The sequence below is a fragment of the Pseudomonas sp. NBB genome (assembly GCF_032701105.1).
GTDB lineage: Bacteria > Pseudomonadota > Gammaproteobacteria > Pseudomonadales > Pseudomonadaceae > Aquipseudomonas > Aquipseudomonas asiatica.
In genome coordinates this window covers 2792160-2817829 of sequence record NZ_CP103994.1, presented here as the reverse complement: position 1 = coordinate 2817829, position 25670 = coordinate 2792160, and the positions used below count along the sequence as shown (strand labels likewise).

At 64.7% G+C, this 25670-nt stretch carries 26 protein-coding genes; 3 read left to right on the top strand and 23 right to left on the bottom strand.

The window, feature by feature from the left end:
* Nucleotides 1-67 precede the first annotated feature (67 nt).
* The gene (locus tag NY023_RS13225; protein WP_013972454.1) at nucleotides 68-2269 is read left to right on the top strand and encodes an LTA synthase family protein; all 2202 of its coding nucleotides are present in this window, start codon (nucleotides 68-70) and stop codon (nucleotides 2267-2269) included.
* 94 nt (nucleotides 2270-2363) lie between these two features.
* Nucleotides 2364-3092, top strand: coding sequence for a DUF899 domain-containing protein (locus NY023_RS13220; RefSeq protein WP_044047027.1), 729 nt, complete (start codon nucleotides 2364-2366; stop codon nucleotides 3090-3092).
* A 145-nt stretch (nucleotides 3093-3237) separates the two neighbouring features.
* On the opposite strand, the gene ureG is transcribed toward NY023_RS13220, so the two are convergent.
* The 9 genes from ureG to xerC form a co-directional block, all read right to left on the bottom strand.
* Nucleotides 3238-3861 (bottom strand): urease accessory protein UreG, encoded by a 624-nt coding sequence (gene ureG / locus NY023_RS13215; RefSeq protein ID WP_010953755.1) that lies wholly within the window; start codon nucleotides 3859-3861, stop codon nucleotides 3238-3240.
* Nucleotides 3862-3872: 11 nt separating this feature from the next.
* Entirely contained in the window at nucleotides 3873-4547 is a 675-nt protein-coding gene (locus tag NY023_RS13210; protein ID WP_013972452.1) for an urease accessory protein UreF, read from the bottom strand.
* Complete coding sequence (locus NY023_RS13205; protein ID WP_013972451.1) at nucleotides 4547-5092, bottom strand: HupE/UreJ family protein; 546 nt, start codon at nucleotides 5090-5092, stop codon at nucleotides 4547-4549. The genes NY023_RS13210 and NY023_RS13205 overlap by 1 nt, the downstream gene beginning before the upstream one ends.
* Before the next feature lie 17 nt (nucleotides 5093-5109).
* A complete protein-coding gene (gene ureE, locus NY023_RS13200) occupies nucleotides 5110-5613 on the bottom strand; it encodes an urease accessory protein UreE (protein WP_013972450.1) in 504 nt (167 codons plus the stop codon).
* Nucleotides 5614-5623: 10 nt separating this feature from the next.
* A complete protein-coding gene (gene ureC, locus NY023_RS13195; RefSeq protein ID WP_013972449.1) occupies nucleotides 5624-7327 on the bottom strand; it encodes an urease subunit alpha in 1704 nt (567 codons plus the stop codon).
* Nucleotides 7324-7641 carry an urease subunit beta gene (locus NY023_RS13190; protein WP_015270155.1) on the bottom strand — a complete coding sequence of 106 codons (318 nt, stop codon included), beginning with the start codon at nucleotides 7639-7641 and terminating at the stop codon, nucleotides 7324-7326. Before NY023_RS13190 ends, ureC begins: the two co-directional genes overlap by 4 nt.
* A gap of 19 nt (nucleotides 7642-7660) precedes the next feature.
* Nucleotides 7661-7963 (bottom strand): urease subunit gamma, encoded by a 303-nt coding sequence (locus tag NY023_RS13185; RefSeq protein WP_003256923.1) that lies wholly within the window; start codon nucleotides 7961-7963, stop codon nucleotides 7661-7663.
* Nucleotides 7964-7972: 9 nt separating this feature from the next.
* A complete protein-coding gene (locus tag NY023_RS13180; protein ID WP_013972447.1) occupies nucleotides 7973-8806 on the bottom strand; it encodes an urease accessory protein UreD in 834 nt (277 codons plus the stop codon).
* Nucleotides 8807-9199: 393 nt separating this feature from the next.
* A complete protein-coding gene (gene xerC, locus NY023_RS13175; RefSeq protein ID WP_013972446.1) occupies nucleotides 9200-10114 on the bottom strand; it encodes a tyrosine recombinase XerC in 915 nt (304 codons plus the stop codon).
* Between the two features lie 214 nt (nucleotides 10115-10328).
* On the opposite strand from xerC, the gene NY023_RS13170 reads away from it, so the two are divergent.
* Nucleotides 10329-11510, top strand: a complete 1182-nt coding sequence (locus NY023_RS13170; protein ID WP_038409578.1) for an NnrS family protein — start codon at nucleotides 10329-10331, stop codon at nucleotides 11508-11510.
* Between the two features lie 49 nt (nucleotides 11511-11559).
* On the opposite strand, the gene NY023_RS13165 is transcribed toward NY023_RS13170, so the two are convergent.
* The 14 genes from NY023_RS13165 to NY023_RS13100 all read right to left on the bottom strand — a co-directional run bounded on the left by NY023_RS13165 (nucleotide 11560) and on the right by NY023_RS13100 (nucleotide 25666).
* On the bottom strand, nucleotides 11560-13821 hold the full coding sequence (locus tag NY023_RS13165) for an ATP-dependent DNA helicase (protein WP_013972444.1): 2262 nt from the start codon (nucleotides 13819-13821) through the stop codon (nucleotides 11560-11562).
* Nucleotides 13818-15467, bottom strand: a complete 1650-nt coding sequence (locus NY023_RS13160) for a VRR-NUC domain-containing protein (protein WP_013972443.1) — start codon at nucleotides 15465-15467, stop codon at nucleotides 13818-13820. The genes NY023_RS13165 and NY023_RS13160 overlap by 4 nt, the downstream gene beginning before the upstream one ends.
* 145 nt (nucleotides 15468-15612) lie before the next feature.
* Complete coding sequence (locus tag NY023_RS13155; protein WP_013972442.1) at nucleotides 15613-16920, bottom strand: MFS transporter; 1308 nt, start codon at nucleotides 16918-16920, stop codon at nucleotides 15613-15615.
* A gap of 98 nt (nucleotides 16921-17018) precedes the next feature.
* Nucleotides 17019-18236 (bottom strand): fumarylacetoacetate hydrolase family protein, encoded by a 1218-nt coding sequence (locus NY023_RS13150; protein WP_013972441.1) that lies wholly within the window; start codon nucleotides 18234-18236, stop codon nucleotides 17019-17021.
* A 20-nt stretch (nucleotides 18237-18256) separates the two neighbouring features.
* Nucleotides 18257-19315 carry an Ldh family oxidoreductase gene (locus NY023_RS13145; RefSeq protein WP_013972440.1) on the bottom strand — a complete coding sequence of 353 codons (1059 nt, stop codon included), beginning with the start codon at nucleotides 19313-19315 and terminating at the stop codon, nucleotides 18257-18259.
* A gap of 34 nt (nucleotides 19316-19349) precedes the next feature.
* Nucleotides 19350-20891: a UxaA family hydrolase gene (locus NY023_RS13140; RefSeq protein ID WP_013972439.1), complete on the bottom strand. Its 1542-nt coding sequence runs from the start codon at nucleotides 20889-20891 to the stop codon at nucleotides 19350-19352.
* Between the two features lie 304 nt (nucleotides 20892-21195).
* Nucleotides 21196-22182, bottom strand: coding sequence for a LysR family transcriptional regulator (locus NY023_RS13135; RefSeq protein ID WP_049798447.1), 987 nt, complete (start codon nucleotides 22180-22182; stop codon nucleotides 21196-21198).
* A gap of 112 nt (nucleotides 22183-22294) precedes the next feature.
* Nucleotides 22295-22501: a hypothetical protein gene (locus NY023_RS13130; RefSeq protein ID WP_013972437.1), complete on the bottom strand. Its 207-nt coding sequence runs from the start codon at nucleotides 22499-22501 to the stop codon at nucleotides 22295-22297.
* On the bottom strand, nucleotides 22491-22799 hold the full coding sequence (locus NY023_RS13125) for a hypothetical protein (RefSeq protein WP_044047026.1): 309 nt from the start codon (nucleotides 22797-22799) through the stop codon (nucleotides 22491-22493). Before NY023_RS13125 ends, NY023_RS13130 begins: the two co-directional genes overlap by 11 nt.
* Nucleotides 22800-22920: 121 nt before the next feature.
* Nucleotides 22921-23127 (bottom strand): hypothetical protein, encoded by a 207-nt coding sequence (locus NY023_RS13120; protein ID WP_044047025.1) that lies wholly within the window; start codon nucleotides 23125-23127, stop codon nucleotides 22921-22923.
* A 24-nt stretch (nucleotides 23128-23151) separates the two neighbouring features.
* Complete coding sequence (locus tag NY023_RS13115) at nucleotides 23152-23364, bottom strand: hypothetical protein (RefSeq protein WP_080563780.1); 213 nt, start codon at nucleotides 23362-23364, stop codon at nucleotides 23152-23154.
* A 235-nt stretch (nucleotides 23365-23599) separates the two neighbouring features.
* Entirely contained in the window at nucleotides 23600-24112 is a 513-nt protein-coding gene (locus NY023_RS13110; protein WP_013972433.1) for a DUF2514 family protein, read from the bottom strand.
* Nucleotides 24109-24549 (bottom strand): structural protein P5, encoded by a 441-nt coding sequence (locus NY023_RS13105; protein WP_044047024.1) that lies wholly within the window; start codon nucleotides 24547-24549, stop codon nucleotides 24109-24111. Before NY023_RS13105 ends, NY023_RS13110 begins: the two co-directional genes overlap by 4 nt.
* A gap of 340 nt (nucleotides 24550-24889) precedes the next feature.
* The gene (locus tag NY023_RS13100) at nucleotides 24890-25666 is read right to left on the bottom strand and encodes a hypothetical protein (RefSeq protein ID WP_148265642.1); all 777 of its coding nucleotides are present in this window, start codon (nucleotides 25664-25666) and stop codon (nucleotides 24890-24892) included.
* Nucleotides 25667-25670 lie beyond the last annotated feature (4 nt).

Here is a 25670-nt window from a genome sequence, read left to right as displayed (position 1 = left end):
TCCATGCCACGGCCTGTTATCATCAAGCACAGTTGCATGACGATTTAATGGCAAAAGGGATGTTTTCGTGAAGAACCTGTCAGACCACCCACGTACCCGGCTTGTCGCCCTGGCGACCCTGGTACTGGTGATCCCACTGGGTACGCGCGCCATGCTGGGTTGGTCCAACCCGCTCGGTTACCTGTCCGACCTCGCACTCGGCAGCCTGCTGGTCTTGCTGCTGCACCGTCGGCCGTGGTGGTTGGCGCTCCCCGTATTGCTGGCCTGGGCGGCCCTCTGGGTGGCTTCGGCCGAACTGGTCAGCGCGGTCGGCCGTTTGCCCACCAGCGCTGACCTGACATACCTGCTCGACCCGCAGTTCATGGAAAACTCGACCGGTGGCGGCCTGGCACATGCCTGGCTGCCCTGGATCATGGGCACCGGCCTGCTGGGCTGGCTGGCCATCGCCTGGCGCAGCCGTAGCCAACGCAGCCAACCGCTGCCACGCAAGGCCTGGGCCATTCCGCTGCTGCTGTTTGGCGCCCATTGGGGCAGCCAGCAACTGGTACCTTCCGACGCCGACCAATGGCGGCAATACAACCTCACCCACCAGTTGCTTTCGGCCGGGGCCGGCAACCTGCAGCGCCAGGTCGAAGGCTGGATGGGCCGCACACAAACCTTCACCCCTCTGGCCAGTACCGGCCTGACCCAGTCCGACCTGCATGGCCAGCGGCTGCTCGCCGGGCCAGGCAACGCCCGCAACCTGCTGATCATCACCGTGGAAGGCATCCCCGGGGCCTACCTGCGGCCCAACCGCCAGGCCCTGCACAGCCGCTTCGACGAAGAGCTGATGCCAAAGCTCAGCCAGTGGGCCGAGCGCGGCATGAACACCCCGGACTACGTGCTGCATACCCACCAGACCATCCGTGGCCTTTACGCGATGCTCTGCGGTGACTATGACAAGCTGGCCAACGGCACGCCCAAGGGCATGGAACTGCTGACCCAGAACGAACGCAACCAGGCCTGCCTGCCAGCGCAGTTGCGCCAGGCCGGTTTCACTACCCACTACCTGCAGGGTGCCGGCCTGCGCTTCATGGCCAAGGACCGCATCATGCCGCACATCGGCTTTGACTCGGTGCACGGCCAGGAGTGGTTCCGCAACAAGAACTACCTGGACTTCCCCTGGGGCAAGGATGATCGCTCCTTCTTCGAGGGTGCGCTGGACTACGTCGGCCAGCTGCAAAAGCAGGACAAGCCATGGATGCTGACCCTGCTCACCGTGGGCACCCACCAGCCCTACTCGGCGCCGTTCGAGTACATGGAGCGCTACGACACGCCGAAACAGGCGGCAGTCGCCTACCTGGACGATGCACTCGGTGCATTTCTCGACAACCTCGAACGCCAGGGCGTACTCAAGGACACCCTGGTGGTAGTGACTTCCGACGAGTCCCACGGTATCGACGGTGTGCGCCTGGCCTCGTCCTGGGGCTTCAACCTCACCCTGGCGCCGGAGCAGGCGCAGTTGCCACGGATCAAGCGGGGCACCTACGGCCATATCGACCTGGCCACCTCGCTGCTCGACTACTTTGCGCTGCCCATCCCCATGGCGCTCGGCGGTCGCTCGCTGTACCGCGATTACGACAGCGGTCGTGAAATGATCTCCTACACCAACGGCATGCTGCGCTATCACGACGGCCGGGGTGTGTTCACCGAGTGCGACTTCCAGCAGCGCTGCCGGCGTTACGCCAGCGAGGGCTTCATCGCCGACCAGGCACGTTACCTTGGCCCCGGCGACAACCTGCTGGGCCAGCAGATCGGTGCCCTCGCCGGGGTGCTCGACCAGTCCCTGCTGCAGACACCGCTCAACCTGCGTTACCAGTTCGGCGGCCCATCGCCGATCCAGCTGCGCAAGCGCATCAAAGATGACTGGGCCGACAACCTGATCGGCGCCCAGTACCTGGAAATGCCCGAGGGTTCGCATACCCGCGTACGGGTCAAGGTACGTTCACTGGACCCCAAGCGCGCAGCCTATATCCAGCTCAAGGCCAAGCAGCTGGAGCAGGACGTACCGCTGGGCTTGCCTTACGAAGTGAAAGTCACTGCCGACGAGCCGCTGGAGATGGAGTTCAGCTTCGACAACCCGACAGCGCGCAAGGCGTTTTCCTTCCATTTGCTGGGCTATGGTGGTGGCCAGGTGGAAATCAGCGACTTCAGTGTGATAACCGCACTGCCAGGGGAAGACGAAGCAGCGGATGAGCTGACCGAAGGGCATATTGCCCATTCGGGCTGAACGGTACCACTCATCGCCGGGCCGCCGCGACCTGTCGATTCAACCCGCCCGTGCTCGACTAGTGTGTGAATCCCCCCAATGTGGAGATAACACCATGAGCACGAGCGAAAGCAGGCACCCGGTGGTTTCCCGCAGCCAGTGGCTGACGGCCCGCCGGCAGCTGTGGCTGCACGAAAAGGCCTTCACCCACCACCGCGACGCGCTGTCCGCAGCCCGTCGCGCCCTGCCCTGGGTCAAGGTGGAGCACGACTATCGCTTCCAGGGACCGGACGGCGAACTGAGCCTGGCCGACCTGTTCGCAGGCCGCAGCCAACTGCTGGTTTACCACTTCATGTTCGCCGAAGGCTGGAGCGAAGGTTGCCACGGCTGCTCATTCCTGGCCGACCACTTTGACGGCGCCAACCTGCACCTGGCCCATCACGACGTGTCGCTGGTGGCGGTGTCGCGTGCGCCGTATGCCGAGTTCCAGGCATTCCGGCGGCGCATGGGCTGGCAGTTCCCCTGGTATTCGTCACATGGCAGCGGCTTCAACGAGGACTTTGGCGTCAGCGTCGGCAGCGAGGGCCAGCGGCAGTACAACTATGAGCCATATGAGGGCGATGAAAGCGAGCTTCCCGGGCTGAGTGCGTTCTACCGCGAGCAGGACGGCAGCGTGTACCACACCTACTCGACCTATGCCCGCGGGCTGGACATCCTGGTCAACACCTACAACTTCCTCGACATCGCGCCACTGGGGCGCAACGAGGCCGGGACCATGGACTGGGTGCGGCACCATGACCGTTATGACGGGCAGCCGGATAAACCTCACTGCTGCCATACATAACGTGAGGCAACATATATCCCTGTGGGAGCGGCTTTAGCCGCGAAGAAGCCAACGCGGTGGGTGGCACCGGCTGCGCCGGTGTTCGCGGGTAAACCCGCTCCCACAGGAATTGCGCCATGGTCAAGACTGCGTTCAACCCGTTACATCACCCGCGCACACCCAGCATCCCGCGCTCGACGATGAAGTCGATCACCGCCTGCAGCCCCTCGCCCTTCTTCAGGTTGCTGAAGGTCCATGGCCGCTGCGGGCGCATGCGCTGGGTATCGCGCTCCATCACTTCCAGCGAAGCCCCCACATAGGGCGCCAGGTCGGTCTTGTTGATCACCAGGAAGTCCGACTTGGTAATCCCTGGTCCACCCTTGCGCGGGATCTTCTCGCCTTCGGCCACGTCGATCACGTAGATAGTCAGGTCGGCCAGCTCAGGGCTGAAGGTGGCACTCAGGTTGTCACCGCCGCTTTCGACAAAGATCACCTCGAGGTTGCCAAATTTGCGCGCCAGTGCTTCGACCGCCGCCAGGTTCATCGAGGCGTCTTCACGTATCGCCGTGTGCGGGCAGCCGCCGGTTTCCACGCCGACGATGCGCTCCGGCTCGAGGGCCCCGGCTTCGGTCAGGATGCGCTGGTCTTCCTTGGTGTAGATATCGTTGGTGACCACTGCGATCTGGTAATGGTCGCGCATGGCCTTGCACAAGGCTTCGAGCAGCGCCGTCTTGCCGGAGCCGACCGGGCCGCCGACACCGACGCGCAGGGGTTGTTGATAGCTTTGCATGCAGGCAGTCCTCAGGAACGGAACAAACGGGTGTATTGGGTTTCGTGTCGCGATGAGGCAATGGCCAGCAACGGCAGGCCGCCGCCAAGCTGGTCATCGCCCAGGCCCAGTGCCTGGTCGAGGGCCGCGGGCAGCCCTGCCCCCAGGTCGCGCAGCAAGGTCTGGGCGGCCTGCTGGCCGAACGGCACCAGCTTGACCCCGGCCATTACCGCGCCCTCCAGCCAGGCAAAACCGTGGCCCAGGGCCAACTGGCGCAGAGGGATCGCCCAATGCGCAGCCAGCCAGGCCATACCGCCCAGCTGGGTGAGTTCGAGGCTGGCCCGCCAGGCCGGCGCCTGGCCCAGTTGCCAGCCGTCCAGCAGCCGTGCCAGCGCCGCGCCGCGCTGCTGTTCTTCCAGGCGCAGCTCGGCGGTTTCACGGTTGGCCAGCAGAAAGCGGCTCCAGTGGCAGAAGGCTTCGGCGTCCTCGGCCTGGCAGGCGTGGTACAAGCGCGCCAGCACCGGCCAGTCGAGGCAGGCCAGGGTGTCGTCGATCTGCTCGCGCTGCCAGGCAGCGAAACCATCTACGTCCCGTACCCAGCCCGCCTCGACCGCCCATTCCAGGCCTTGCGAGTAGGTGAAGCCACCCACCGGCAAGCCAGGGCTGGCCAGCTGCAGCAGGCGCAACAGCGCCAGGTCGCTGTCCATCAACCAGCCAGTACCAGCGCGGCGCCGGCCAGCAGGCCGCCGCCAAAGGCCTTCTGCAGGCCGCTATGCCTGCGCAACAGGCAACCGACCGCAAAGCCGGCCGCCAGCAACAGGCCGCTGACCGTGACGAAGCCGGCGCTGAACTGCCAGAACGCGCTTGGCGTGGCTTCCACGCCATGGGCCCAGCCATGGAACAGGGCGAACACCGGCATGGCCATTGCCAGCAGCAGCTGGCGGCTGGGCAGCAGCACTGCACCCGCAGCCACCAGCAGCGACAGGGCGATCAGGGTTTCCATACCCAGTACATCGCCGAACAGGTGGCCGCACACCGCGCCGCCGAACATCGCCGCCAGGGTTGCCAGGGGTAGCGTCAGGCTGCGCCGGGTCAGCGCGGCGAGCACACCGGTGCCCAGCAGCATCAGCAGGTGGTCAAGACCGGTCAGCGGGTGCAGCAGGCCGTCCTGCAGCGGGTTGGCGTCGTGCCCGGGGTGGGCAAAGGCAGGCAGAGCCAGCATCAGCAGAAACAGGGCGAAAGTCTTTTTCATCGGTTGCTCCAGGCAGTTCAGGAATGGGCAGGCAGGCGCACGAACGGGTGATCGTGGCCGTGGGTGTGGCTATGGCTGTGGCTGTGCGGTGCGCTCTGATAGGCGCCCGCTTCAGGCTCGAACGGTGCCTGTTCGGCCTCTACCGTCAGGCCCAGGCCACGCAACATGTCGTCCAGCACGTGGTCGTGCTGGAAGCGCAACAGGCCGGGTTCGATCTGCAGCGGCACATGGCGGTTGCCCAGGTGATAGGCCGCGCGGGCCAGCAGGTGCGGGTCGGCGCAACGCACCGTGGACACCGCTTCGGGCGCCGCCAGCACACGGATCAGCTGGGTGCCCTCGGCATCGGCCAGCAGTTCGCCTCCGCGCAGCAGGTGGCCGCGTTCGAGCATCAGCCCGGCCTCGCGACCATCATCCAGGGTCACCCGCAGGCGGCTCTTGATGCGGCTGTCCACGTCCAGGGTAACGGTGCCGGTTTCGCCCAGCGTGCCGGGCTCGGTGATACGGCGGGTCAAGACAATCATCGGTGCTCCTTCAGAACAGGAAGTAACGCTGGGCCAGCGGCAGTTCGCGGGCCGGTTCGCAGACCAGCAGTTCACCGTCGGCACGCACCTGGTAGGTCTGCGCATCGACCTCGATCAGCGGCTGCAAAGTGTTGTGGACCATGTCGGGCTTGCGCACCCGGCGGCAGCCGTGGGCCACGCCGATCAGGCTGCGCAGGTTCAACTCCTCGGCCAGGCCACGGTCCATCGCCGCCTGGGGCAGGAAGGTCATGCGCGTGGCATGCCGCGCCGCGCCCAGGGCGCCGAACATCGGGCGGTAATGCACCGGTTGCGGCGTGGGGATGGAACCGTTGATGTCCCCCATGGGCGCGGTGACGATCATCCCGCCCTTGATCACCAGGGCCGGCTTGACCGCAAAGAACGCCGGTGCCCACAGCACCAGGTCGGCCAGTTTGCCGACTTCCACCGAGCCCACTTCGTGGCCGATGCCGTGGGTCAGTGCCGGGTTGATGGTGTACTTGGCGATGTAGCGCTTGACCCGGAAGTTGTCGCTGTAGCTGGTGTCCGGCGCCAGTGGCCCGCGGCGCAGCTTCATCTGGTGGGCCACCTGCCAGGTGCGCAGCACCACCTCGCCAACCCGGCCCATGGCCTGGGAGTCGGACGAAGTCATGGCAAAGGCGCCCATGTCGTGGAGAATGTCCTCGGCGGCGATGGTTTCGCGGCGGATGCGCGACTCGGCAAAGGCCACGTCTTCGGCGATGCTCGGGTCCAGGTGGTGGCAAACCATGAGCATGTCCAGGTGCTCGTCCACGGTGTTGACCGTGTACGGCAGGGTCGGGTTGGTCGAGGACGGCAACACGTTGGCCTGGCCTGCCGCGCGGATGATGTCCGGGGCGTGACCGCCACCAGCACCCTCGGTGTGGAAGGTGTGGATGGTGCGGTCGCCGATCGCCGACAGGGTGTCTTCGATGCAGCCGGACTCGTTGAGGGTGTCGGTGTGGATCGCCACCTGGATGTCCATTTCCTCGGCCACGCCCAGGCAGCAGTCGATGGCTGCTGGTGTCGAACCCCAGTCTTCGTGCAGCTTGAGGCCCACGGCGCCCGCTGCGATCTGCTCGCGCAGCGCTTCCGGCCGCGAGGCGTTGCCCTTGCCCAGCAAGCCGATGTTGATCGGCAGGCTGTCGGCGGCCTGGAGCATGCGCGCCAGGTACCAGGGGCCGGGCGTGCAGGTGGTGGCGTTGGTGCCGGTGGCTGGCCCGGTACCGCCGCCGATGAAGGTGGTGACACCGCTGTTTAGCGCCTCGTCCACCTGCTGCGGGCAGATGAAGTGGATGTGCGAGTCGACACCACCGGCGGTGACGATCTTGCCCTCGGCCGCGATCACCTCGGTGCCGGGGCCCACTGGCACGTTCACGCCCGGCTGCACATCGGGGTTGCCAGCCTTGCCGATCACCGCGATACGCCCGTGCTTGATGCCGATATCGGCCTTGACAATGCCCCAGTGGTCGATGATCAGGGCATTGGTCAGTACCAGGTCCATGGCTTCGGCAGCCAGCATCTGGCCCTGCCCCATGCCATCGCGGATGACCTTGCCGCCACCGAACTTTACCTCTTCGCCATAGATGGTGAAGTCGTGCTCCACCTCGACCCACAGCGCGGTGTCGGCCAGGCGCACGCGGTCGCCCACGGTGGGGCCGAACATGTCGGCATAGGCCTGGCGGGAAATGCGGCTCATGCCCTGCCCTCCAGCGCGCCCATCACCTTGCCCTGGAAGCCGTAGACCTCGCGCTTGCCGGCGTATGCCACCAGTTGCACGGTACGCGCCTGACCAGGCTCGAAGCGCACGGCGGTACCCGCGGGGATGTCCAGACGAAAGCCCAGCGTAGGCGCGCGCTCGAACACCAGCGCCTCGTTGACTTCGTAAAAGTGGTAGTGCGAGCCGACCTGCACCGGCCGGTCGCCATGGTTGGCCACGCTGACGCTTACTGTCGCGCGGCCGCTGTTCAGCTCGATGTCGCCGGCGGCGACCTGGATTTCACCTGGGATCATGCGGGGCTCCTGGGCAATTTCAAACGATGGGGTCATGCACGGTCACCAGCTTGGTGCCATCCGGGAAGGTCGCTTCGACCTGCACGTCGTGGAGCATTTCGGCGATGCCAGGCATTACCTGCTCGCGGCTCAATACTTCACGCCCCAGGCTCATCAACTCGGCGACGGTGCGGCCATCACGGGCGCCTTCGAGCACGGCGGCACTGATCAACGCCACCGCTTCCGGGTAGTTGAGTTTCAGGCCACGGGCCAGGCGCCGCTCCGCCAGCAGCGCGGCGGTGAACAGCAGCAGTTTGTCTTTCTCTCTCGGGGTCAGCTCCATGGCGCTCTCTCAGGTGGCCCAGATACGCGGCGGGCAGGCCGGCAGGCCGAGGACGGCCGGGCGCAGCACATGCCACAGGCGTTGCAGGGTGCGTTGCAGGTGTTGGTTGTCATGGTCGAGCACGCGGATCACCAGCAACGACCCGAGCAGGGTCGCGCCGGCCGGGTTGGCCATCTCGTCGAGCAGCGGGCGCACCAGATCCAGCACGGCCTGGTCGGCGGGTGCGGCGCAGAAGGTGGCCAGCAGCGGATGCCCGCCAAGCTTGCTCAGGCGCCCGCCTTCGACGCGCAGGCGCTCGTGCAGGCCCACTTCGTCGGGCAGTTCGATGTGCAAGCGGCTGTCGAGGGCTCCGTGATCGAACCGTTCGCTCATCACCGGGCGCCCCAGGCACAGGGTTTCCCAGGCCAGCAGGCGCGCCCCCGTTTCGAGGGTGAAACGGCTGTCGAGGCTGGCGCGGGCGCCGGAGAAGAAGATGCTGTCCTGCGGCAGCCACTCCAGGGTGCTGTCGGCGCCCAGGTGAAAACGCTGGACCAGCCGCGCGGTCGGGCCGATGCTGCGGTAGAACTTGCTGGCGCCGGGCATGGTCAGCAGCGCGTGGCTGCCCGGCTCCAGCTGGATATCCAGCTCCAGGCGGTCGCCAGCGACGATCCCTCCGGGCGGGTGCAGCACGTAGACATGGCACGGTGCACCTTCGGGATAGAATGGCCGCTGCACCAAAAGAGGTCCGAAATGCCGCCACGCACCAAGGCGGGTCACCTTGTCGCGTTTGACGAAACGCAACTGCAGGTGAGCGCTCCAGCCGGCATCGTCGTGTTGTTGTTCGATCTGCTCCGCGAGCGACATCCTGCGGCCCCTGAAATCCGTGGCCTGCTGGCCGTTTAGAGTGGCAGGCACGCACGGCTATGGCGTGCGCGCCCTGACCACTCGATCAAATTCGCAGGCTGGATATAGCAGGTTGCGGGCCAACTCCGCAGGTGGACGAAGATGAAGGATTTGCCATGGCCGCTCTGGCATCGGGCATAGAGGGAGATGGCGCACAAGGCAGGGGCGTGCTTCGGCCCTGTTTCGGTGCTGGGATCTCAAGGCAAAAATTACCCGATGCTGCGACACGGCCTCTGTGGGAGCGGGTTTACCCGCGAAGAATCCAACCCAGTGCATGGCACGGGCTTCGCCCGTGTTCGCGGGTGAACCCGCTCCCACAGGGTTAGAGCAAGCCCTTTATACAGCGACAAGGCCTCAGTAATCGAAGCGGTCCACCGCACGCCGGCGTTCGTTGTCGTCACGCCGGTCATAGATGGCGGTGGTCTGGATATTGGCGTGATGCGCCAGCTTCTGGGCAATGGACAGGTCGTGCTCTTCGATCACCCGGGTGATGAACGCGCGACGGAAGTCGTGCGGCATGATCTTCACGCCCACCTGCGCACCACGCTGGCGGGCGATGTAGTAAATGGCATGCTTGGTGATGCGCGCCCGGGTGATATGGCTGCCACGGCGGATGCGGTTGAACAGGAACGGGTCGTCTTCGGCCCCTGCGGGCAAGTCCTGGCGGCGCAGGTCCAGCCACGCCTGCAACTTCTCGAACGCCCATGGCGGGGCGTACTTGATCAGCTGGCGGTTGCCCTTGCCCAGCACCTGCAGGCTGCGCGCCTCGAAGTCGACCTGGTCCAGGTCGATGTCCACCGATTCCGACTTGCGCATGCCGGTGCCGTACAGCAAGGCGATGATGGCCGCGTCACGCACACCCTGCGGCCGTGAGTCGGCCGCGCACACATCCATCAGCTCGCGAATCAGGCTGCGGCGCAGGTTGCGCCCCGGCGGCAGGCGGCTGCCGGTGGCCGGCTTGACTTCGCGAATGCGCAGCAACTGCTCGTGATCGATCAGGCCCTGGCGCCAGGCTTCGTTCATCACACCGCGAATGGCGTTGACGTACAGCGACGAGCTGTTGGGGGCGTAACCATCCGCACGCAGCGCCGCCACCAGGGCGATCACATGGCCGGGCTCGAGCCGATGCCAGGGCACATCGACGATATTGCAGTCGACAAAACCCAGCCGATCGGCGGCGTCCTGAAGGATGTAGCGCATGGTTTGCTGGCTGGATGGGGCCAGGCGGGCCATGTACTGCAGCAGCGGATTTTTCGAGAGGTCGGACAAAACGTGAATCCTGTAGCGAAGCGTTGGCCAGCGGCGAACCGGCCAGACCCTGAAGCAAGTCAATACGACATACAAACAGGTCCAAATAACAGCGGAATACACATGTCATTCGGACCCGGAGAAGTGCCATCACCTTGATATACAAGGGGTTCGGAGCTGGCACGGATCGTGATCTTACCCCAATTGAGCCCACTGAACGAACGAAGGTCAGCCCATGCTTGTGCAGCCGATCGATTCACGCCCACGCCAGGCCGTCTGGGGCCTGGGTTTCCGCCCATTCTTCCTGGGTGGCAGTTTGTTTGCGCTGCTCGCCTTGCTGTTGTGGGGCGGCGTACTGGCCGGTGCGCTGGAGCCCACGCCCCCCGGCGGCATGCTCGCCTGGCACCGCCACGAAATGCTCTATGGCTTTGCTGCCGCCATCATCGCGGGTTTCCTGCTGACCGCCGTGCAGAACTGGAGCGGCATCCCAGGCTTGAACGGGCGCGCGCTACAGGGCTTGTTCCTGCTTTGGCTGCTGGGCCGGGTGAGCTGGTTCCTGCCACTACCGGGCAGCGTGCTGGTAGTGATCGAGGGCAGCTTCCTGCCGCTGGTGGGGCTGGCGCTGGCACGGCCGATCGTGCAGCGGCGCTTGCGTAACAACTACCCGATCGTCGGCCTGGTGCTGTTGATCGCCGCCTGCCAGTGGCTGACCCTGGTCGGCTGGCTGCGCCAGGACGAATTGTGGCAGCGCCGCGGGGTGTTTGCCGGGTTGTGGCTGGTGGCCGCGATGATGACCGTGCTTGGCGGGCGGGTGATCCCGTTCTTTACCCGGCGCGGCCTGGGCAACATGGCACCGGCCCCTGCCCGCCCCTGGCTGGACCGGGCCTGCCTGCTGCTGAGCGTGGCGGTACCGCTGGCCTTTGCTTCGGGTTTGGCCGATACGCCGCGTATCGGCCTGGCCGTGCTGTTCGGCACCTTGTTTGCCCTGCATACAGCCCGCCTGGCCTTGTGGCATGACCGCGGCCTGTGGCGTGTGCCCCTGCTGTGGTCGCTGCATCTGGCCTATGCCTGGATTGCCATTGCCTGCCTGGGCATGGCGCTGTGGCATGCCGGGGTGGCGCTGGGCCCGAGCCTGGTGACCCACGCCCTGACCGTGGGCGCCATGAGCGGCTTGATCCTGGCGATGATGGCACGGGTCAGCCTGGGCCACACCGGCAGGCCGCTGCAGGTGCCGACCAGCATTGCCTGGGCCTTTGCCTTGATCCAACTGGCGACGCTGGCGCGGGTGGTGCTGCCGCTGTTCACGCCGCTGGGGGTGAGCCTTTCGGTGGTGTGCTGGAGCCTGGCGCTGCTGCTGTTCCTGCGCCACTACCTGCCCATCCTGCTGCGGCCACGGGCTGACGGTATGCCGGGCTAGCCTTGATGCCTAGATTGGGGCCGCTTTGCGGCCCATCGCCGGGGCCGCGTTAACCTCCCGGCGCCGGCCACCACCCCGGGAACATCTGCTGCACTCGGGGTTCGGCGAAGCGCTCGTCGATCAAGACCAGAACTCCACGGTCCTGGTCGCCCCGGATGACCCGGCCTGCCGCCTGGATAACCTTGCGCACGCCCGGGTAGAGATAGGCGTAATCGAACCCCGCACCAAACTGCCGCCCCAGGCGCTGCTTGAACTGCTCGTTGACCGGGTTGACCTGGGGTAGCCCGAGGGTGGCGACAAACGCGCCGATCAGCCGTGTGCCCGGCAAGTCCACCCCCTCCCCGAATGCACCACCCAGCACCGCAAAGCCCACCCCACGGCCATCCGCCACAAAGCGATCGAGAAAGCCCTGGCGGGCCGCTTCGTCCATGCCCGGTTCCTGGGCCCACATGGGTATCTGTGGATGCCGCTCGGCCAGCAGCCCGGCCACCTGTTGCAGGTACTCGAAACTGCTGAAGAACGCCAGGTAATTACCCGGCATCCGCTCGTACTGCCGGGCAATCAGCTCGACGATCGGCGCCAGCGAAGCCTGGCGTTGCTGGTAGCGGGTGGATACGTGGCTGGCAATGCGCACCTCCAGCTGTTCGGCGCGAAACGGCGCGGCCACTTCCAGCCAGGCGGTATCGACCGGCATGCCCAGCAGGTCGCTGTAGAAATGCCGTGGGCTCAGGGTGGCGGAGAACAGCGTCACGCTGCGCGCCGCCCGCATGCGTGGGCCCAACAGACGCGCCGGGGTGACATTGCGCAGGCACAGGGTCGCCAGCCGCCGCTTGCGTGGCCCTTGGCGCTGACTGATGTCGAACAGGAAGTGCTCGTCGAACAGCTCGGCGACCCGGCTGAACTGCAACGCCTGGTAGAAGAACTGCAGCACCTGCGGGTCCATTTGCGCGGGTGCCTGGTTCATCTTTTCCTGGATCAGCCCGATGCATTGCTGCAGGGCACGCAGCAAAGCATCTGGCAGCGACTCGCTGGCCTGGTACGGCGCGCGCTGCTCCTTGTAGAGGGCGTTCCACTGCCGGTTCAGCCGGTCCAGCGCACTAACCAGCCCAGGCGGTTTGCTCTGGCGCAGGGCCTGCAACTGCCCCTGGTCGAGGCTGGCGCTGTACATGCCGCGGCCGCGCTCGACCAGGTTGTGCGCCTCATCCACCAGCACCGCGACCCGCCACTGGTTGGCCTGGGTCAGGCCGAACAACAAGGCATGGGCATCGAAGTAGTAGTTGTAATCAGCCACCAGCACGTCTACCCAGCGCGCCATCTCCTGGCCCAGGTAATACGGGCATACCTGGTGCGCCAATGCCACTTCGCGCAGCTGGGCGCGGTCAAGCATGGGCAACGCTGCCGCCGCAGCGCGCGCGGCCGGCAGGCGGTCGTAGAAGCCTGCGGCCAAGGGGCAGGATTCGCCATGGCAGGCCTTGTCGGGGTGCTCGCAGGCTTTGTCGCGGGCGATCAGCTCCAGCGTGCGCAAGGCCGGCTGCGGCGTGGCATGGGTGATCTGGCGCATGGCATCCAGGGCCAGGGCCCGGCCCGGGGTCTTGGCGGTGAGAAAGAACAGCTTGTCCAGTTGCTGCGGCACCATGGCCTTGAGCAGGGGGAACAAGGTACCGAGGGTCTTGCCAATTCCGGTACTGGCCTGGGCCATCAGGCAACGGCCGGTACTCACGGCCTTGTACAGGGTTTCCGCCAGTTGTCGCTGGCCCTGGCGGAACGCCGGATAGGGGAAGCCCAGCGCTTGCAGGCCCTGGTTACGCTCGGCCAGGCGCTGCTCCTGCTCTTGTGCCCAAGCCAGAAAGCGTTGGCACTGGGTTTCGAAGAAGGCCTGCAGTTCGGCTGCCGTGCAGTGTTCACTGATCAGCGTCTGGCCATCGCTGTCCACGTCCAGGTACACCAGCGCCACCTCGATGTCCGGCAGTTGCCGAGCCTGGCACATCAACCAGCCATAGACCTTGGCCTGCGCCCAGTGCAACTGGCGATGGTTGGCCGGCTGGCGCGACAGGTCGCCACGGTGGGTCTTGATCTCTTCCAGGCGGTTGCAGGTGGGGTCGTAACCGTCGGCGCGGCCACGCACTTTCAGGGTTTCGAACTGGCCTTCGAGGGTAATTTCCGACTCGTAGCCCGCGGCGCGTCGCGCCACCACGCGCCGATGCCCTTCGATCCCCTCCTGAGCGGTGGGTGATGGGGTGAAGCGCAGGTCCAGGTCGCCTACCTTGGCGCTGAACTCGCACAAGGCCCGTACCGCCACGCTATAGCTCAAGGCGTTTCGCTCCAGCGTACATGGCACACCGCGACAGGCAAACCGTGCGCCCGGCAGAACTCCAGCCAGCGCAGCTGGTTGTCCTGCAGGCGGTCGCCGGGCCCCTTGACCTCGACCATGCGGTAGCGGCCCTGTTCGGGCCAGAACTGGATCAGGTCGGGCATGCCGGCGCGGTTGTTTCGGATGTCCTGCAGCAGGCGCAGGAAGCACTGTTTCAAATGGGCCGCCGGCAGGCAGGCCAGGGCTTGCTCAAGCAACTCTTCGCTGAGCACGGACCAGAACACGAACGGCGACTGCAGGCCTTGCTTGGCGGTGTAGCAGTCGAGAATCGCGCTGTGATGGCTGCCATCGTCGAGTCGCCCCAGGCAACGGTCGAACAGAGTACTGCGGCGTTGCTGGAAATCACCGTCGTGCAGGTCCTGCGGGGCGGCCTGGAATGGGTTGAAGAAGGCGCCAGGCACCGGGGCGAAGATCGCCTCCCAGCACAGCAGGCCGAACAGGCTGTTGAACAGCGTGTTCTCCACGTAATGCACCGGCCCACCGGCTTCGGCCAGGTACTGGCGTACCGCCTCCTCCACGCCCAGCGCTGCCTGTTCCCGGGGCAGCTCCAGCTCGATCAGTTCCAGCGGCGCGACACGCTGGCGCCGCTGTGGCGGGCCACCGAGCTTGCGTGCCAGGCGTGGCAACATGCGTTCCAGCGCCTGCACTTCCAGGGCGTTGGCCGGTGCCGCGGCCAGTTGCAGCGCCAGCGCATGGGCTTGGTGCCACTGCTCGCTGCGCTCCAGCACCCGCACCTGGCGGATGCGCGCCTGGGCGTGGCTGCACTGCGTGTACACAGCCATGGCCTGCGCCCAGTCGCCCAGACGCTCGCATTGCTGGCCCAAGGCGAATTGCAGGCGCGCATGGCGCCGGGCCAGCCATGGGTTGTCGCTGTGCAGGCCCTGCATGGCTGCCAGGATCGACAGCGGGTCGTCGCCTTGCTCAAGGCGCTCGGCGCAACGGTGCAAGGCCATGGCCAGGTCGACTTCGGCACGTTGTTGAAGGGCACGCGAATCGGGGCTGAACGGCACCTGTTCGTAGCGCAACAAGCCAAGGTCGGCGAGGACGAAGTCCGACCAGTCCTGGTACAGGTTGCCGAAGAACAGCAGGCGCATGCGGTCGCACAAGGGTTGCAGGCACCAATGGAGGATGCGCATGCCGCTGTCCGGGAACCACTCGGCCAGTGAACGGGCTTGCAGGCCCAGAGGTTGCAGCTGTGCAAGCAGGTCATGCTTGGCGGCGCGAGGGCGGCTCAGCTGTGGGGCAAAACAACGGGCAAATTCGTCCTTGCGCAACAGGGCGAACAGTTGCTCCAATTCCAGTTGCGCGGGCTCCCGTACCCAGCCGAGGGCCAGCAACGGTTGCAGGGCCTGCCCGGTATCGCCGATTTCGGCATAGTCGAGCCGATCGCTGCGAAACAGCTCGCCCTTGCGCATGACCATGCGCACCATCAGGGCCTGCGCCGGGGCGTCCAGTTGGCTGAAGGTGTGGATGAAAGCGAGTTCCTGGTCGTCGAGCAGGTCTTCGTAGCGCTGTTCGACCCACAGCAGCACCTGGCGGAAGTTGTGCAGGTAGTAGAACGGGTCGTCGACGGAATGGGCGATCACGGGCTGGGGTCAGGCGGCTGGAATGGATACTGGTTATACATACAGACCAGTATGCCTGGCAAGTGCCGTGGGTCGCTCAACAATTGGCTATCGGCTTGGGGGCTGCCTTGCGTCGCGATTGGGGCGCAAAGCGCCCCCCCGGAATTCACACCTGTTCCGTCGCCCCGATTATCTCCGCCGCCTTGACCTTGGCACTGCCAATCGGCGCCTGCAGCAGCAGGAAGTAGGCCACCGCCGAACACAGCGCCACTACCGCACTGATCATGAACGCCGTGGTGAACGAGCCCGAATACTGGATGCTGAAGCCGGTGACGATCGGCGCCACCGAGCCGGCAATGTAGCCGCCGAAGTTCTGGATCGAGCCAAACGAGGCCACGCGCTGGCTGTCGACGATGGTGTTGACGATCATCCAGGCGGTGGCACTGGCCATGTTGATGCTGAACAGCGCCAGGCACAGCAGGATGATGCAACCGGTCAGGCCGGTGACGAACGACAGCGGCAAAGTGAACAGCGCCGCCAGCACCAGGCCGGTGATGACACTGAACTTGCGGCTGGCCAGCACGCTCATGCCGCGCTTGACCAGCAAGTCGCAGAAGCGCCCGGCAACGATCGTGCCCGCTGCGCCAAAGCCATAGGCCAGCGACACTACCCAGGCAGTCTTGTACAGGTCCAGGCCGTGCTCACGCTCGAAGTAGCCAGGCAGCCAGGTCAGGTGCAGCCAGAGCATGTAGATCACGCCCATGAAGCCGAGCACCGCGCCCCAGGTACTGCGGTGCTTGAACAGGTCGAGCCAGCCGGCGAAGTACGAGGCCTTCGGCGCATGTGCAGTGGCTGCAGGCACCTGCTGCCCACTCGGCAACGGCTTGCCCTCGGCAGCAAGCTCCGCCAGGTAACGTGCCTTGCTTTTGTAGAAGGTCAGCCAGCACAGCGCCAGCACCACGCCGATCACACCGGTGATGATGAACATGCCGCGCCAGCCGAAGTTGACCATGAACAGCGTCAGCAAGGGTGGCGCCAGGCACGGGCCGAGGCAGGTCGAGGACCAGACCACGCCGGTCGGGGTACCGCGTTCATTGGCATCGAACCACTCCGACAGGGCCTTGGCCGCCGACGGGAACATAGGCGCCTCGCCAATCCCCAGCAGCACCCGCAGGCCCATGAAGCCGGCGAAGCTGTTGACCATGCCGAACGCTGCCTGGGCCAACGACCAGCCCAGCAGCGAAGCGCCGAGGGCGATCTTGCTGCCCAGACGGTCGATGATCATGCCCATCGGCAGCTGGGCAAAGGCATAGGCAATGGAGAACGCCGACAACAGGATGCCCATCTGCGACGGGCTGATCATCATGTCTTTCTGGATCGAGGTGTTGGCGATCGACAGTGCACTACGGTCCAGGTAGTTGACGATGCCGATCAACAGCAGGAACACGACGGTGATGCGTTGGTACTTCTTCATAGGGTTCATGTGATGACCTTTATTATTATTGTTGCCGCGCTGTCAGCGCCTTGGCGGTCCTTCGTTCAAGCTGCGCCCTCCCTGACGCAGCGCGCCGCTCAAGGCTGGCGCGCGGTGGTTGCAACTTCCAGCAGCCCGCGTCGGCCGAGGCTGTCGATCAGCGCACGCAGGCCAAAGTGCCACTGCGGTGCCAGGTCGCTGGTGGTCACGCGGTTGCACAGGGTACCCAGTCGCGGGTTGCTGATGCTCACCACATCGCCCGGCTTGTGGGTGAAGCCGCTGCCCGGTTGGTCGCGGTCCTGCTTGGGGGCGAACAAGGTACCGAGGAACAGCACCAGGCCGTCGGGGTACTGATGGTTCTCGTTGAGGGTTTGCTGCACAAGGTCCTGCGGGTCGCGGCTGATCTGGCGCATGGAGCTGCGGCCGGCGAGGATGAAACCGTCTTCGCCCACCACCTGCAAGTCCACCTCGGCGGCGCGTACGTCATCCAGGCCGAAGCTTTCGTCGAACAGGCGCAGCAGCGGGCCAAGCGCGGTGGAGGCATTGTTGTCCTTGGCTTTGGACAGCAGCAAGGCGCTACGGCCTTCGAAGTCGCGCAGGTTGACGTCGTTGCCGAGCATCGCACCCTTGATGCGACCATCACTCGACACCGCGAGCACTACTTCCGGCTCGGGGTTGTTCCAGCTCGACTTGGGGTGGATACCGATGTCGGCGCCGTGGCCGACCGCCGACAGCGGCTGGGCCTTGGTGAACACCTCGGCATCCGGGCCAATACCCACTTCCAGGTACTGCGACCACAGGCCCTGCTCCACCAGCACCTTGCGCAGCGCTTCGGCCTGGGCCGAGCCCGGCACGATCTGCGACAGGTCGGCGCCGATGCGGCTGGCCAGGGTGTCACGGATGGCATCGGCCTTGGCCGGGTCGCCCTTGGCCTGCTCTTCGACCACGCGCTCCAGCAGGCTGGTGGCGAAGGTCACCCCAGCGGCCTTCACCGCCTGCAGGTCGATGGGTGCCAGCAGCCATGGCTGGCGCGGGTCGCGTCGGGCCGGGTCACTGTTGCCCAGCAAGGCTGGCAGCCCGATCAGTGGCTCGGCCAGCGGCAGGCCGCGCAGGTAGGCCACCGGGTCGGCCAACTCCAGCAGGGCCGAGACGGTGGCTACATGGGCGCTGATGTCGTGCACGGCACCGGCCTTCACCAGTACCACCGCAGGGCCCTGCTCCGGCAGCCAGACCCGCCCTACCCAACTGCCGCTGTCGAACGCGCTGGCATCGTGATTCAGTGGCAGCGGTCGCTTGCCGTTCGCTCGATCAGTCATGTGTGTACCCTTACTGTCATTCATTGGGAAAGTGCCGGCAGTTGCAGCTGCCCGGCCAGGCGGTCAAGGTCGGCCACCAGCTGTGACGAAAGGCTTGCGCCCTGCTCCAGGGCCTGGCGGCGCAAGGCAAGGCCAGCCTGCCCAGGCAGGCGCACCGGGCGCTCGGGGTCGAGTGGCCGGCTGGCCAGGACCAGCCGGCCGAGGAAGCTGGTTTCGTCGGTGAACGCTTGCAGGCCGCCGAAGAAACGCGGGTCGATGACCACGGCGGTGGCCGAGGCACCCCACTGGTCTGGTGCGTCCTTGCGGCCATGGCCGGCCAGCCCCGAGGTCAGGGCTTCTACCAGCAGCGCCAGGGCGAAACCTTTGTGGCCGAAAGCCTGGCCACCCAAGGGCAGGATGCTGCCTTGCGGGCTGGTGAAGAAGTCGCGCGGGTCGTCGCTCAGTTGCCCGTCATTGCTCACCAGCACCGGGTGCGGCAGGCGGCTGCCGGCGTCGCGGCACTGGCCGACCAGGCCGAGGGTGACGGTGGACATGCTCACGTCCAGCAGAATCGGCTCGCCCTGGGTCGGGATGCCCGCGGCAATCGGGTTGGGGGTGTACACCGGGTCGACGCCACCATGGGCGCAGACCAGCCCTACCGACGGGTCCGAGGAATACAGCATGGCTACCAGGCCCTGGTCGGTGTAAGGCTTGAGGTAGGCTGCCAGGCAGCCGATATGCGCGGCACGGCGCACAACGGCGATACCGATACCCTGCAAAGTGGCGCCCTTTGCCGCGCAGTCCAGAGCACGGCTGACGCAGTACGGCCCCAACACGTAGTGGCCATCGAACAGGCTGGAAATGCCACTGTCCGACACCTGCTCCAGTACCTGAGCGCGGGCCTTGACCTGGCCGCCGAGCATGCCGTCGATGTAGCGGCTGACCAGGTTCAGGCCATGGGTGCGATGGCCCAGCAATTCGCCTTCGAGGAGTACCCGGGTCACTACCTGGGCGACTTCGGCGTCGGCACCGGCCTTTTCGAACAGCCGCTCGACGAAGGTGGTGAGCGTTTGCACGTTGTAATGTGTGGCTTGAGTCATTGCGGTTGCCTCGGAAATGGGACAGGGCTGGCGATCAGGTCACGGCACCGATCTGCCAGGGCACGAATTCGTTCTGCCCGTAGCCGTGCAGCTCACTCTTGCTGCGCTCACCGGAAGCGATGCGCAGCATCTGTTCGAAGATGAACGCGCCGCGCTCCTCGATGCTGGTGGAGCCGTCGGCGATGCCGCCGCAATTGACGTCCATGTCTTCTTCCTGGTGCTCGAACACCCGGTTGTTGGTGGCCAGCTTGATCGACGGCGCCGGGGCGCAGCCGTAGGCCGAGCCACGGCCGGTGGTGAAGGCAATCAGGTTGGCACCGCCAGCGACCTGACCGGTGGCCGAAACCGGGTCGTAACCGGGGGTATCCATGAATACCAGGCCCTGGGCGTGCACCGCTTCCGCGTACTGGTACACATCGACCAGGTTGCTGGAGCCAGCCTTGGCCACCGCACCGAGGGACTTCTCGAGGATGGTGGTCAGGCCCCCGGCCTTGTTGCCGGCCGAGGGGTTGTTGTTCAGCTCGGCGTTCATGCGCTGGCAGTAGTCTTCCCACCAGCGGATGCGGGCCACCAGCTTTTCACCAACCTCGCGGCTGACCGCACGGCGGGTGAGCAGGTGCTCGGCACCGTAGATTTCCGGGGTCTCGGAGAGGATTGCGGTGCCGCCGGCGGCCACCAGACGGTCGACGGCATTGCCCAACGCCGGGTTGGCGGTAATGCCGGAATAGCCATCGGAACCGCCACATTGCAGGCCGACCACCAGGTGCCGTGCACTGACCGGCTGTCGCTGCACCTGGTTGGCCTCGGCCAGCAGCGCCTTGACCTGCTCGATACCGGCGGCGATGGTTTTGCTGGTGCCGCCGATACCCTGGATGGTGAAGGCGCGCAGCTGGGCGCTGGCCTGCAGGCCCTGGGTTTCCAGCAGGCTTTCGATCTGGTTGGTTTCGCAGCCCAGGCCGATGATCAGCACGGCAGCGAAATTGGGGTGTACGGCGTACCCGGCCAGGGTGCGGCGCAACAGGCCCAGGGCTTCACCGCTGGGGTCCACCGCACAGCCGGCGCCGTGGGTCAGCGCCACCACGCCGTCGATGTTCGGGTAATCAGCCAGCACTTCAGGGTGGATGTCGCGGCGAAAATGGTCGGCCACGGCCCGGGCCACGGTCGCCGAGCAGTTCACCGAGGTGAGGATGCCGATGTAGTTGCGGGTGGCGACCCGGCCATCGGTGCGCACGATGCCCTGGAACTGTGCCTCGCGGCCGGGCTGGCTGCGGGTGTCGACACCGAAGGCGTAGTCACGGGCGAAATCGCCCATCTGCACGTTGTGCACATGCACGTGTTCGCCGGCGTCGATGGCCTGAGAGGCAAAACCGATGATCTGCCCGTAACGGCGCAGGGGCTGGCCCTGCTCTACACGCTCGGTAGCGAGCTTGTGGCCCGAGGGGATCGGCTGACGCACGGTAATCGCCTCGGCGTCCAGGCGCATGCCTTGCGGCAGGGCCTGGCGGGCGATGAGCACGTTGTCCAGCGGGTTGAGGCGGATGACGGCAAGGTCACCGGATTTGGCAATCAGTTGCATGGGACCTCTCAGGGCGGTGCGGCTGGCTTCTTGTTATGGCTGCGACCACTGTAAGAAGCCTTGGGCAACATTCCCAATGAGATGATCCGATCGTGCGATAACCTTGGGTTATCAAAAGTAGGTATCAGAGCGCGTTTATCAATCACTTTGAGGGCCATTGGGGCCGCTGCGCAGCCCTTCGCAGGCAAGCCAGCTCCCACACCGACTGCATTGACATCAAGCCATGCGCTGTCCCTGCGGGAGCAACTGTCTTGCTCAAATTCCACAAGCTGGCGCGATCGCTGTGGGAGCGGCCCCATGGGCTTTATCTCTGTTCCTGCTGACGGCGCCGCGCGCCCTCCAGCAAAATCTCGACAAACGCACGGGCCGAAGCGCTCAGCGGCTCGTCCTTGCGGGTAACTACGCCGTACTCCAGCGCCGCCAGGTGCAAGGGGCTGCGCAATTCTTTCAGTTGGCCGCTGGCCAACTGCGCGGCAACCATCGAGCGCGGCAACATGGCGATCATCGGCGCCGCCTGCAGCAATTGCAGGAACATCGGCATGGAGATGGTTTCAACGCTGTCGGCAGGCGTGGCAATGCCGGCAATCCGGAAGGCCTGCTCCAGGCGGTTGCGGATCGGCGTGCCCACCGGGTACAGCACCCACGGCCAGTCGCCCAGCGCTGTCAGCGGCGTGCTTTCCAGCTGGTTGAGCGGGTGCTCGCTGTTGACCACCAGGCTGAACGGTTCCGGCTCAAGGGGCTGAAAGTCGAACAGCTGGCTGAAGCGTTCTTCGGTGAAGCGGCCAATCATGATGTCGAGCTTGTTCTGCTCCAGCATGGTCAACAAGTGATCGCTGGAATGCTCCACCACTTCGATCGACAGCAACGGGCTGCGCGCCTTGATCGCGGCGATGGCCTGCGGCAACACCAGCGCGGTGGCGGCAAAGATCCCGCCAACGCGGATAAAGCCGTGCCCGCCATTGCGCAGGCGGTTTACCTGGTCGACGAACTGTTGCGACTCGGCCAGCGCGCCTTGGGCATAACGCACCACATATTCGCCCAGCTCGGTGGGTGGCATGCTCCGCGGCAGGCGCTCGAACAGGGCGAAGCCGAACTGCTCCTCAAGGTCACGCAACATCTTGCTCAGTGCCGGCTGGCTCAGGTTCATGCGCGTGGCGGTGGCGTGCATGTTGCGGGTGCGCGCCAAGGTGTCAATCAGCACCAGGTGCTTGTAGCGGATCCAGTTGCAAAAGCTTGCGTGACTAAGTTGCAGCCCTTTAACCACGGGGGCTGCATCGTTTCGGAAAGACATCCTTTAGGTCCTATTGGGGCCTGAATGGGTCGATAATGCCAGCTTTATGACAACTCAACTATTCCAGCCCCCGGCGTTCTGCCGACCGATTCCCCTTCCTTTATATAGCTACTCACAGATCGGCGCCTTCCAGCGCCCACAGCCTGGCCGACTCGACGATCTCCAGCATGTCGACCAGGTCGCCATCATCGACCTCTCGCCGCCGGCGTGCGGCATAGGCCATCTCATCGAGCACTGCCGCGCGCCCATCAGGATCAGCCACCAGGGCAACCTGGTCGTTCAGCTCGGCCAGCCAGGCGCCCGGCAGCTCAGTTGCCATAGTCGCCCACCGCCCGGCACCACCACGACTGGGCGTAAAGGGCACCGTCGATTTCTTCAACCCCGTTGATGTTGAGGCCGAGCTGGGCCATGCCATTGAGCTTGGCGTCGTGCAGCCGGGGGATGATGTCGGGACCGGGGGACGGGTTGAACACCCACGCCTGGGTCGAAACCCGGCCGAGTGGCTCGCTGTGGTGATCGCCGATGTGGATGTCAGCCCGCAGGGGCTGGATCTTCCTGAGCTGATCGGAAGGGATGGCCACGCCATTCACGCGGCGGCGAACGAGGAGGAAGTACATGCTGCACCAAATACTGTATATGGATACAGTATTTCAGCATCAGGAAACGCAAGCGCGCCAGTACCGCTCGGCGGACTATGCTTGGTTGCTCAGGCAGGAGGTCGACGCGCATGTGGCCCAATTAGTGAACCGGGCCAGCAAGGCCGCCTAACGCTTTGAGTTGGTAGTCGGTGACCGCCTGGAACTGTGACTCAGCGATCAGGCGCAGGCGCTCCACCTCCTCCGCCGACTCACCCGAAGCCTGGGCCTCGTGATAACGCTTCATGGCGTCCACGGCGTCGGTGTACATGGGATGGTCAGGAAAAAGGATCGGCGGCTTACACTTCATCGGGGTTCCATCCTAAGGACGTCATCACTGAATGGTAGCCGGTGCGCGTCCTGCTTGGATCAACTGATAATCGAGAACCGCTTGGTATAGCGAATCCGCCAATAGGCGTAGGCGCTCGGCCTGTTCAGGCGGCGCGCCATTGTCCTGGGCTTGATGGTACTCCCGCATGGCGTCGATGGCTTGCTGAATAAGCGGCTCGCCGGCCTTGACCATTCCTATAAACGAGCGCTTGTCCAATACCGTGCCCTGAGCAATTGAAGGATAGAGTATAGGACGCGTTGAGGGTGGATAGAACTGGAACCACTAATGACTCCGAGATCGAGCGCTGGTATTATCCGGCTACGCTAGCTTGCCATTCATAGGGACCAAGGTAGCTAGAAGCCCTGGACACCAGCATCCAGGGCTTCGTTTTTTTGGGTGATGGGTAGCCCCCCTTCAACCTGTATTTCGTTCTAGCGAACATATCCAGGCGCTACGGTGTCTTCATCCGGTCAACCAAAGCCTCGCACGCCAGGCCGGCTATTCGGCTTCGCTCAAGCGCTGTCGCGAGGTCTCCCGCCATTCGGTCATACTCTTCAAGCAATCCCCCGAGCACCACGACGGCAGAGGTTCCTGCCTGGCGCTGCTGGGTAGCGATGGTATCGCAGGTGGCTCGGTGGCCGGCGCGCAGTCGGGCGATTTCCCCGCGCAGCCCGTCAGCAGCAGACTCAGCATCAGCGGCGCGGCCTTGGGCCAGTTCCAGTTTCTTGCGTGCACTCTCACCCTCCTCGTCCGCCACGGTTTGGCGGCGCTGTTCTTCGGTTCTTGCCTGAGCGGCTGCGCGCCGGTCACGCTCGGCCACCTGCAGGCGGTAGTCGGCCAACTCGATGCGGGCAGCGCCGGTTTCGCCCTGCGCCACCACCACCCGGTACTGCTGGCCGCCGGTGACCATCACCAGGGCGATCAGCCACCAGCACCAGGCCGGCACTGCGCCAACCCAGGTCACGCCAGCGCCCTACGAACGCCCTCATCGATAATCGACTGGCCGTACAGGTTGCTGCCGTTCTCGTGAATGATGATGCTGACCACCATCCCGCGAAGCGTGGCTGGGTCCTTGATGTTGATTGGGTCGGTGGTGCGTACACCCAGGCGCTTGGCCACGGCCCCGGCGTAGGCTTGGGTGTCGTTCTCGTTGCTGGGCGCCCAACGGCTGATGGTCTCGAGCACGGTGTCGATGCCCTTCCCGCCAACGCCGGGCATGCCGTCCTTGCCTCGGTAATTGATGAGCAGTTTTCCCAAGGCGCGAATACCGTTTTCGGGGGTGTCGAAGATGGCGAATCGGCCGCCAGGCTCCTTGCCTATCTGGCCCTGCCAGTTGTTGCGGGGGTTGAAATCAATGTTGCCGGGGTTCCGGTTACGGACGCCGCGCGGAATGGTAGTCATGGGTTTTCTCCAGGCGAAAAAAAGCCCGCGCTGGGCGGGCATGGATGTGTCTTTTCAGTTACCCAAACGTCCAATCTGCATTCATGAATCCACGAGACTGGCTATGAAAAATGGATTTTTTGCGCTCGGGATGGCGATATGCCTCCTTGCAGGTTGCTCTCACTTCTCGAATAGCACTTATGGGAGCGCTTCCGGCCCACTAAATATCGCGTGTGATGACACCCCGCCGAACCAACCTGGCTGTTATAGCCGGCAGCACCAAGAAGGACTTCTCAACAAGCTGGTTGATTCCATCCGCGAAAGGAGTTGATGGTTGCCAGCAATCCCTCCATCGTGGTCATCAGGCCGCGGCGGCAGCCTCAAGCAGCATCGACTCGAACGCGACGAGGTCCTCGCCCTTTAGGGCGGTCTCGAATGCTGCGAAGGCATTGGTAGACATCGCCCGTGTGGCGATGGCCCGGCCAGTACCAGCGGTACGCATGCCGCCCATCATCAGTTCCTTGTGCAAACTGACGGTCTTTATGGCGGCGACTGTGCTCGAATACATTTCAATGCCGTTGTAGCGGATGCTTAGCTTCCCTGCTCCGCGGTCGAACACGATCACCACAGCGGTCAGCTTGTCAGCGCTCAGCTTGATGGGCCAGGTGGCAGCAACCGACGAAGCGATGGCAATTGTTCCGAAGACAAAGGAAGCCAGGCCGGTTGGACTGACGTCAGAGTAGACCCCCCACGGCGCCGGAACAGAAGTGTTCAGCTCGGTTTCGGTGAAACTGCCAAAGGTGAGGTCCAGGCCGCACACGCAGCCGACCGTGAACGATCCGGAGGTATCGAACCCTGGCATCACCAGAGTGTTCGCCAGGGCACTGATCTTGTAGCCCTTCTTGCCGTTAACCATCGTGACGAAGTTAGCGCCTGGCTGCGACACGCCGTAGCTCGGAATGACGCCATCAGTTACGCGATCGAGGATGGAGCCAGATGCCACGTCCCAATCAAAAAGGCCTGGCCAGTGTTTGAGCCCTGCAATGTTGGCGACGTTGATTTCCGCCTCCGACACATCGAGTTTAGGCAGACCAGGAACCGAGGCGGAGCCTGGGAAGGTCAGAATAGAACGAGGCATATTT

Coding starts and splice junctions, on each gene's coding strand:
- NY023_RS13220 (WP_044047027.1), top strand. CDS start 2,364: ATGAGCACGAGCGAAAGCAGGCACCCGGTGGTTTCCCGCAGCCAGTGG.
- ureG (WP_010953755.1), bottom strand. CDS start 3,861: ATGCAAAGCTATCAACAACCCCTGCGCGTCGGTGTCGGCGGCCCGGTC.
- NY023_RS13210 (WP_013972452.1), bottom strand. CDS start 4,547: ATGGACAGCGACCTGGCGCTGTTGCGCCTGCTGCAGCTGGCCAGCCCT.
- NY023_RS13205 (WP_013972451.1), bottom strand. CDS start 5,092: ATGAAAAAGACTTTCGCCCTGTTTCTGCTGATGCTGGCTCTGCCTGCC.
- ureE (WP_013972450.1), bottom strand. CDS start 5,613: ATGATTGTCTTGACCCGCCGTATCACCGAGCCCGGCACGCTGGGCGAA.
- ureC (WP_013972449.1), bottom strand. CDS start 7,327: ATGAGCCGCATTTCCCGCCAGGCCTATGCCGACATGTTCGGCCCCACC.
- NY023_RS13190 (WP_015270155.1), bottom strand. CDS start 7,641: ATGATCCCAGGTGAAATCCAGGTCGCCGCCGGCGACATCGAGCTGAAC.
- NY023_RS13185 (WP_003256923.1), bottom strand. CDS start 7,963: ATGGAGCTGACCCCGAGAGAGAAAGACAAACTGCTGCTGTTCACCGCC.
- NY023_RS13180 (WP_013972447.1), bottom strand. CDS start 8,806: ATGTCGCTCGCGGAGCAGATCGAACAACAACACGACGATGCCGGCTGG.
- NY023_RS13170 (WP_038409578.1), top strand. CDS start 10,329: ATGCTTGTGCAGCCGATCGATTCACGCCCACGCCAGGCCGTCTGGGGC.
- NY023_RS13155 (WP_013972442.1), bottom strand. CDS start 16,920: ATGAAGAAGTACCAACGCATCACCGTCGTGTTCCTGCTGTTGATCGGC.
- NY023_RS13150 (WP_013972441.1), bottom strand. CDS start 18,236: ATGACTGATCGAGCGAACGGCAAGCGACCGCTGCCACTGAATCACGAT.
- NY023_RS13145 (WP_013972440.1), bottom strand. CDS start 19,315: ATGACTCAAGCCACACATTACAACGTGCAAACGCTCACCACCTTCGTC.
- NY023_RS13140 (WP_013972439.1), bottom strand. CDS start 20,891: ATGCAACTGATTGCCAAATCCGGTGACCTTGCCGTCATCCGCCTCAAC.
- NY023_RS13135 (WP_049798447.1), bottom strand. CDS start 22,182: ATGTCTTTCCGAAACGATGCAGCCCCCGTGGTTAAAGGGCTGCAACTT.
- NY023_RS13130 (WP_013972437.1), bottom strand. CDS start 22,501: ATGGCAACTGAGCTGCCGGGCGCCTGGCTGGCCGAGCTGAACGACCAG.
- NY023_RS13125 (WP_044047026.1), bottom strand. CDS start 22,799: ATGTACTTCCTCCTCGTTCGCCGCCGCGTGAATGGCGTGGCCATCCCT.
- NY023_RS13120 (WP_044047025.1), bottom strand. CDS start 23,127: ATGAAGTGTAAGCCGCCGATCCTTTTTCCTGACCATCCCATGTACACC.
- NY023_RS13105 (WP_044047024.1), bottom strand. CDS start 24,549: ATGACTACCATTCCGCGCGGCGTCCGTAACCGGAACCCCGGCAACATT.
- NY023_RS13100 (WP_148265642.1), bottom strand. CDS start 25,666: ATGCCTCGTTCTATTCTGACCTTCCCAGGCTCCGCCTCGGTTCCTGGT.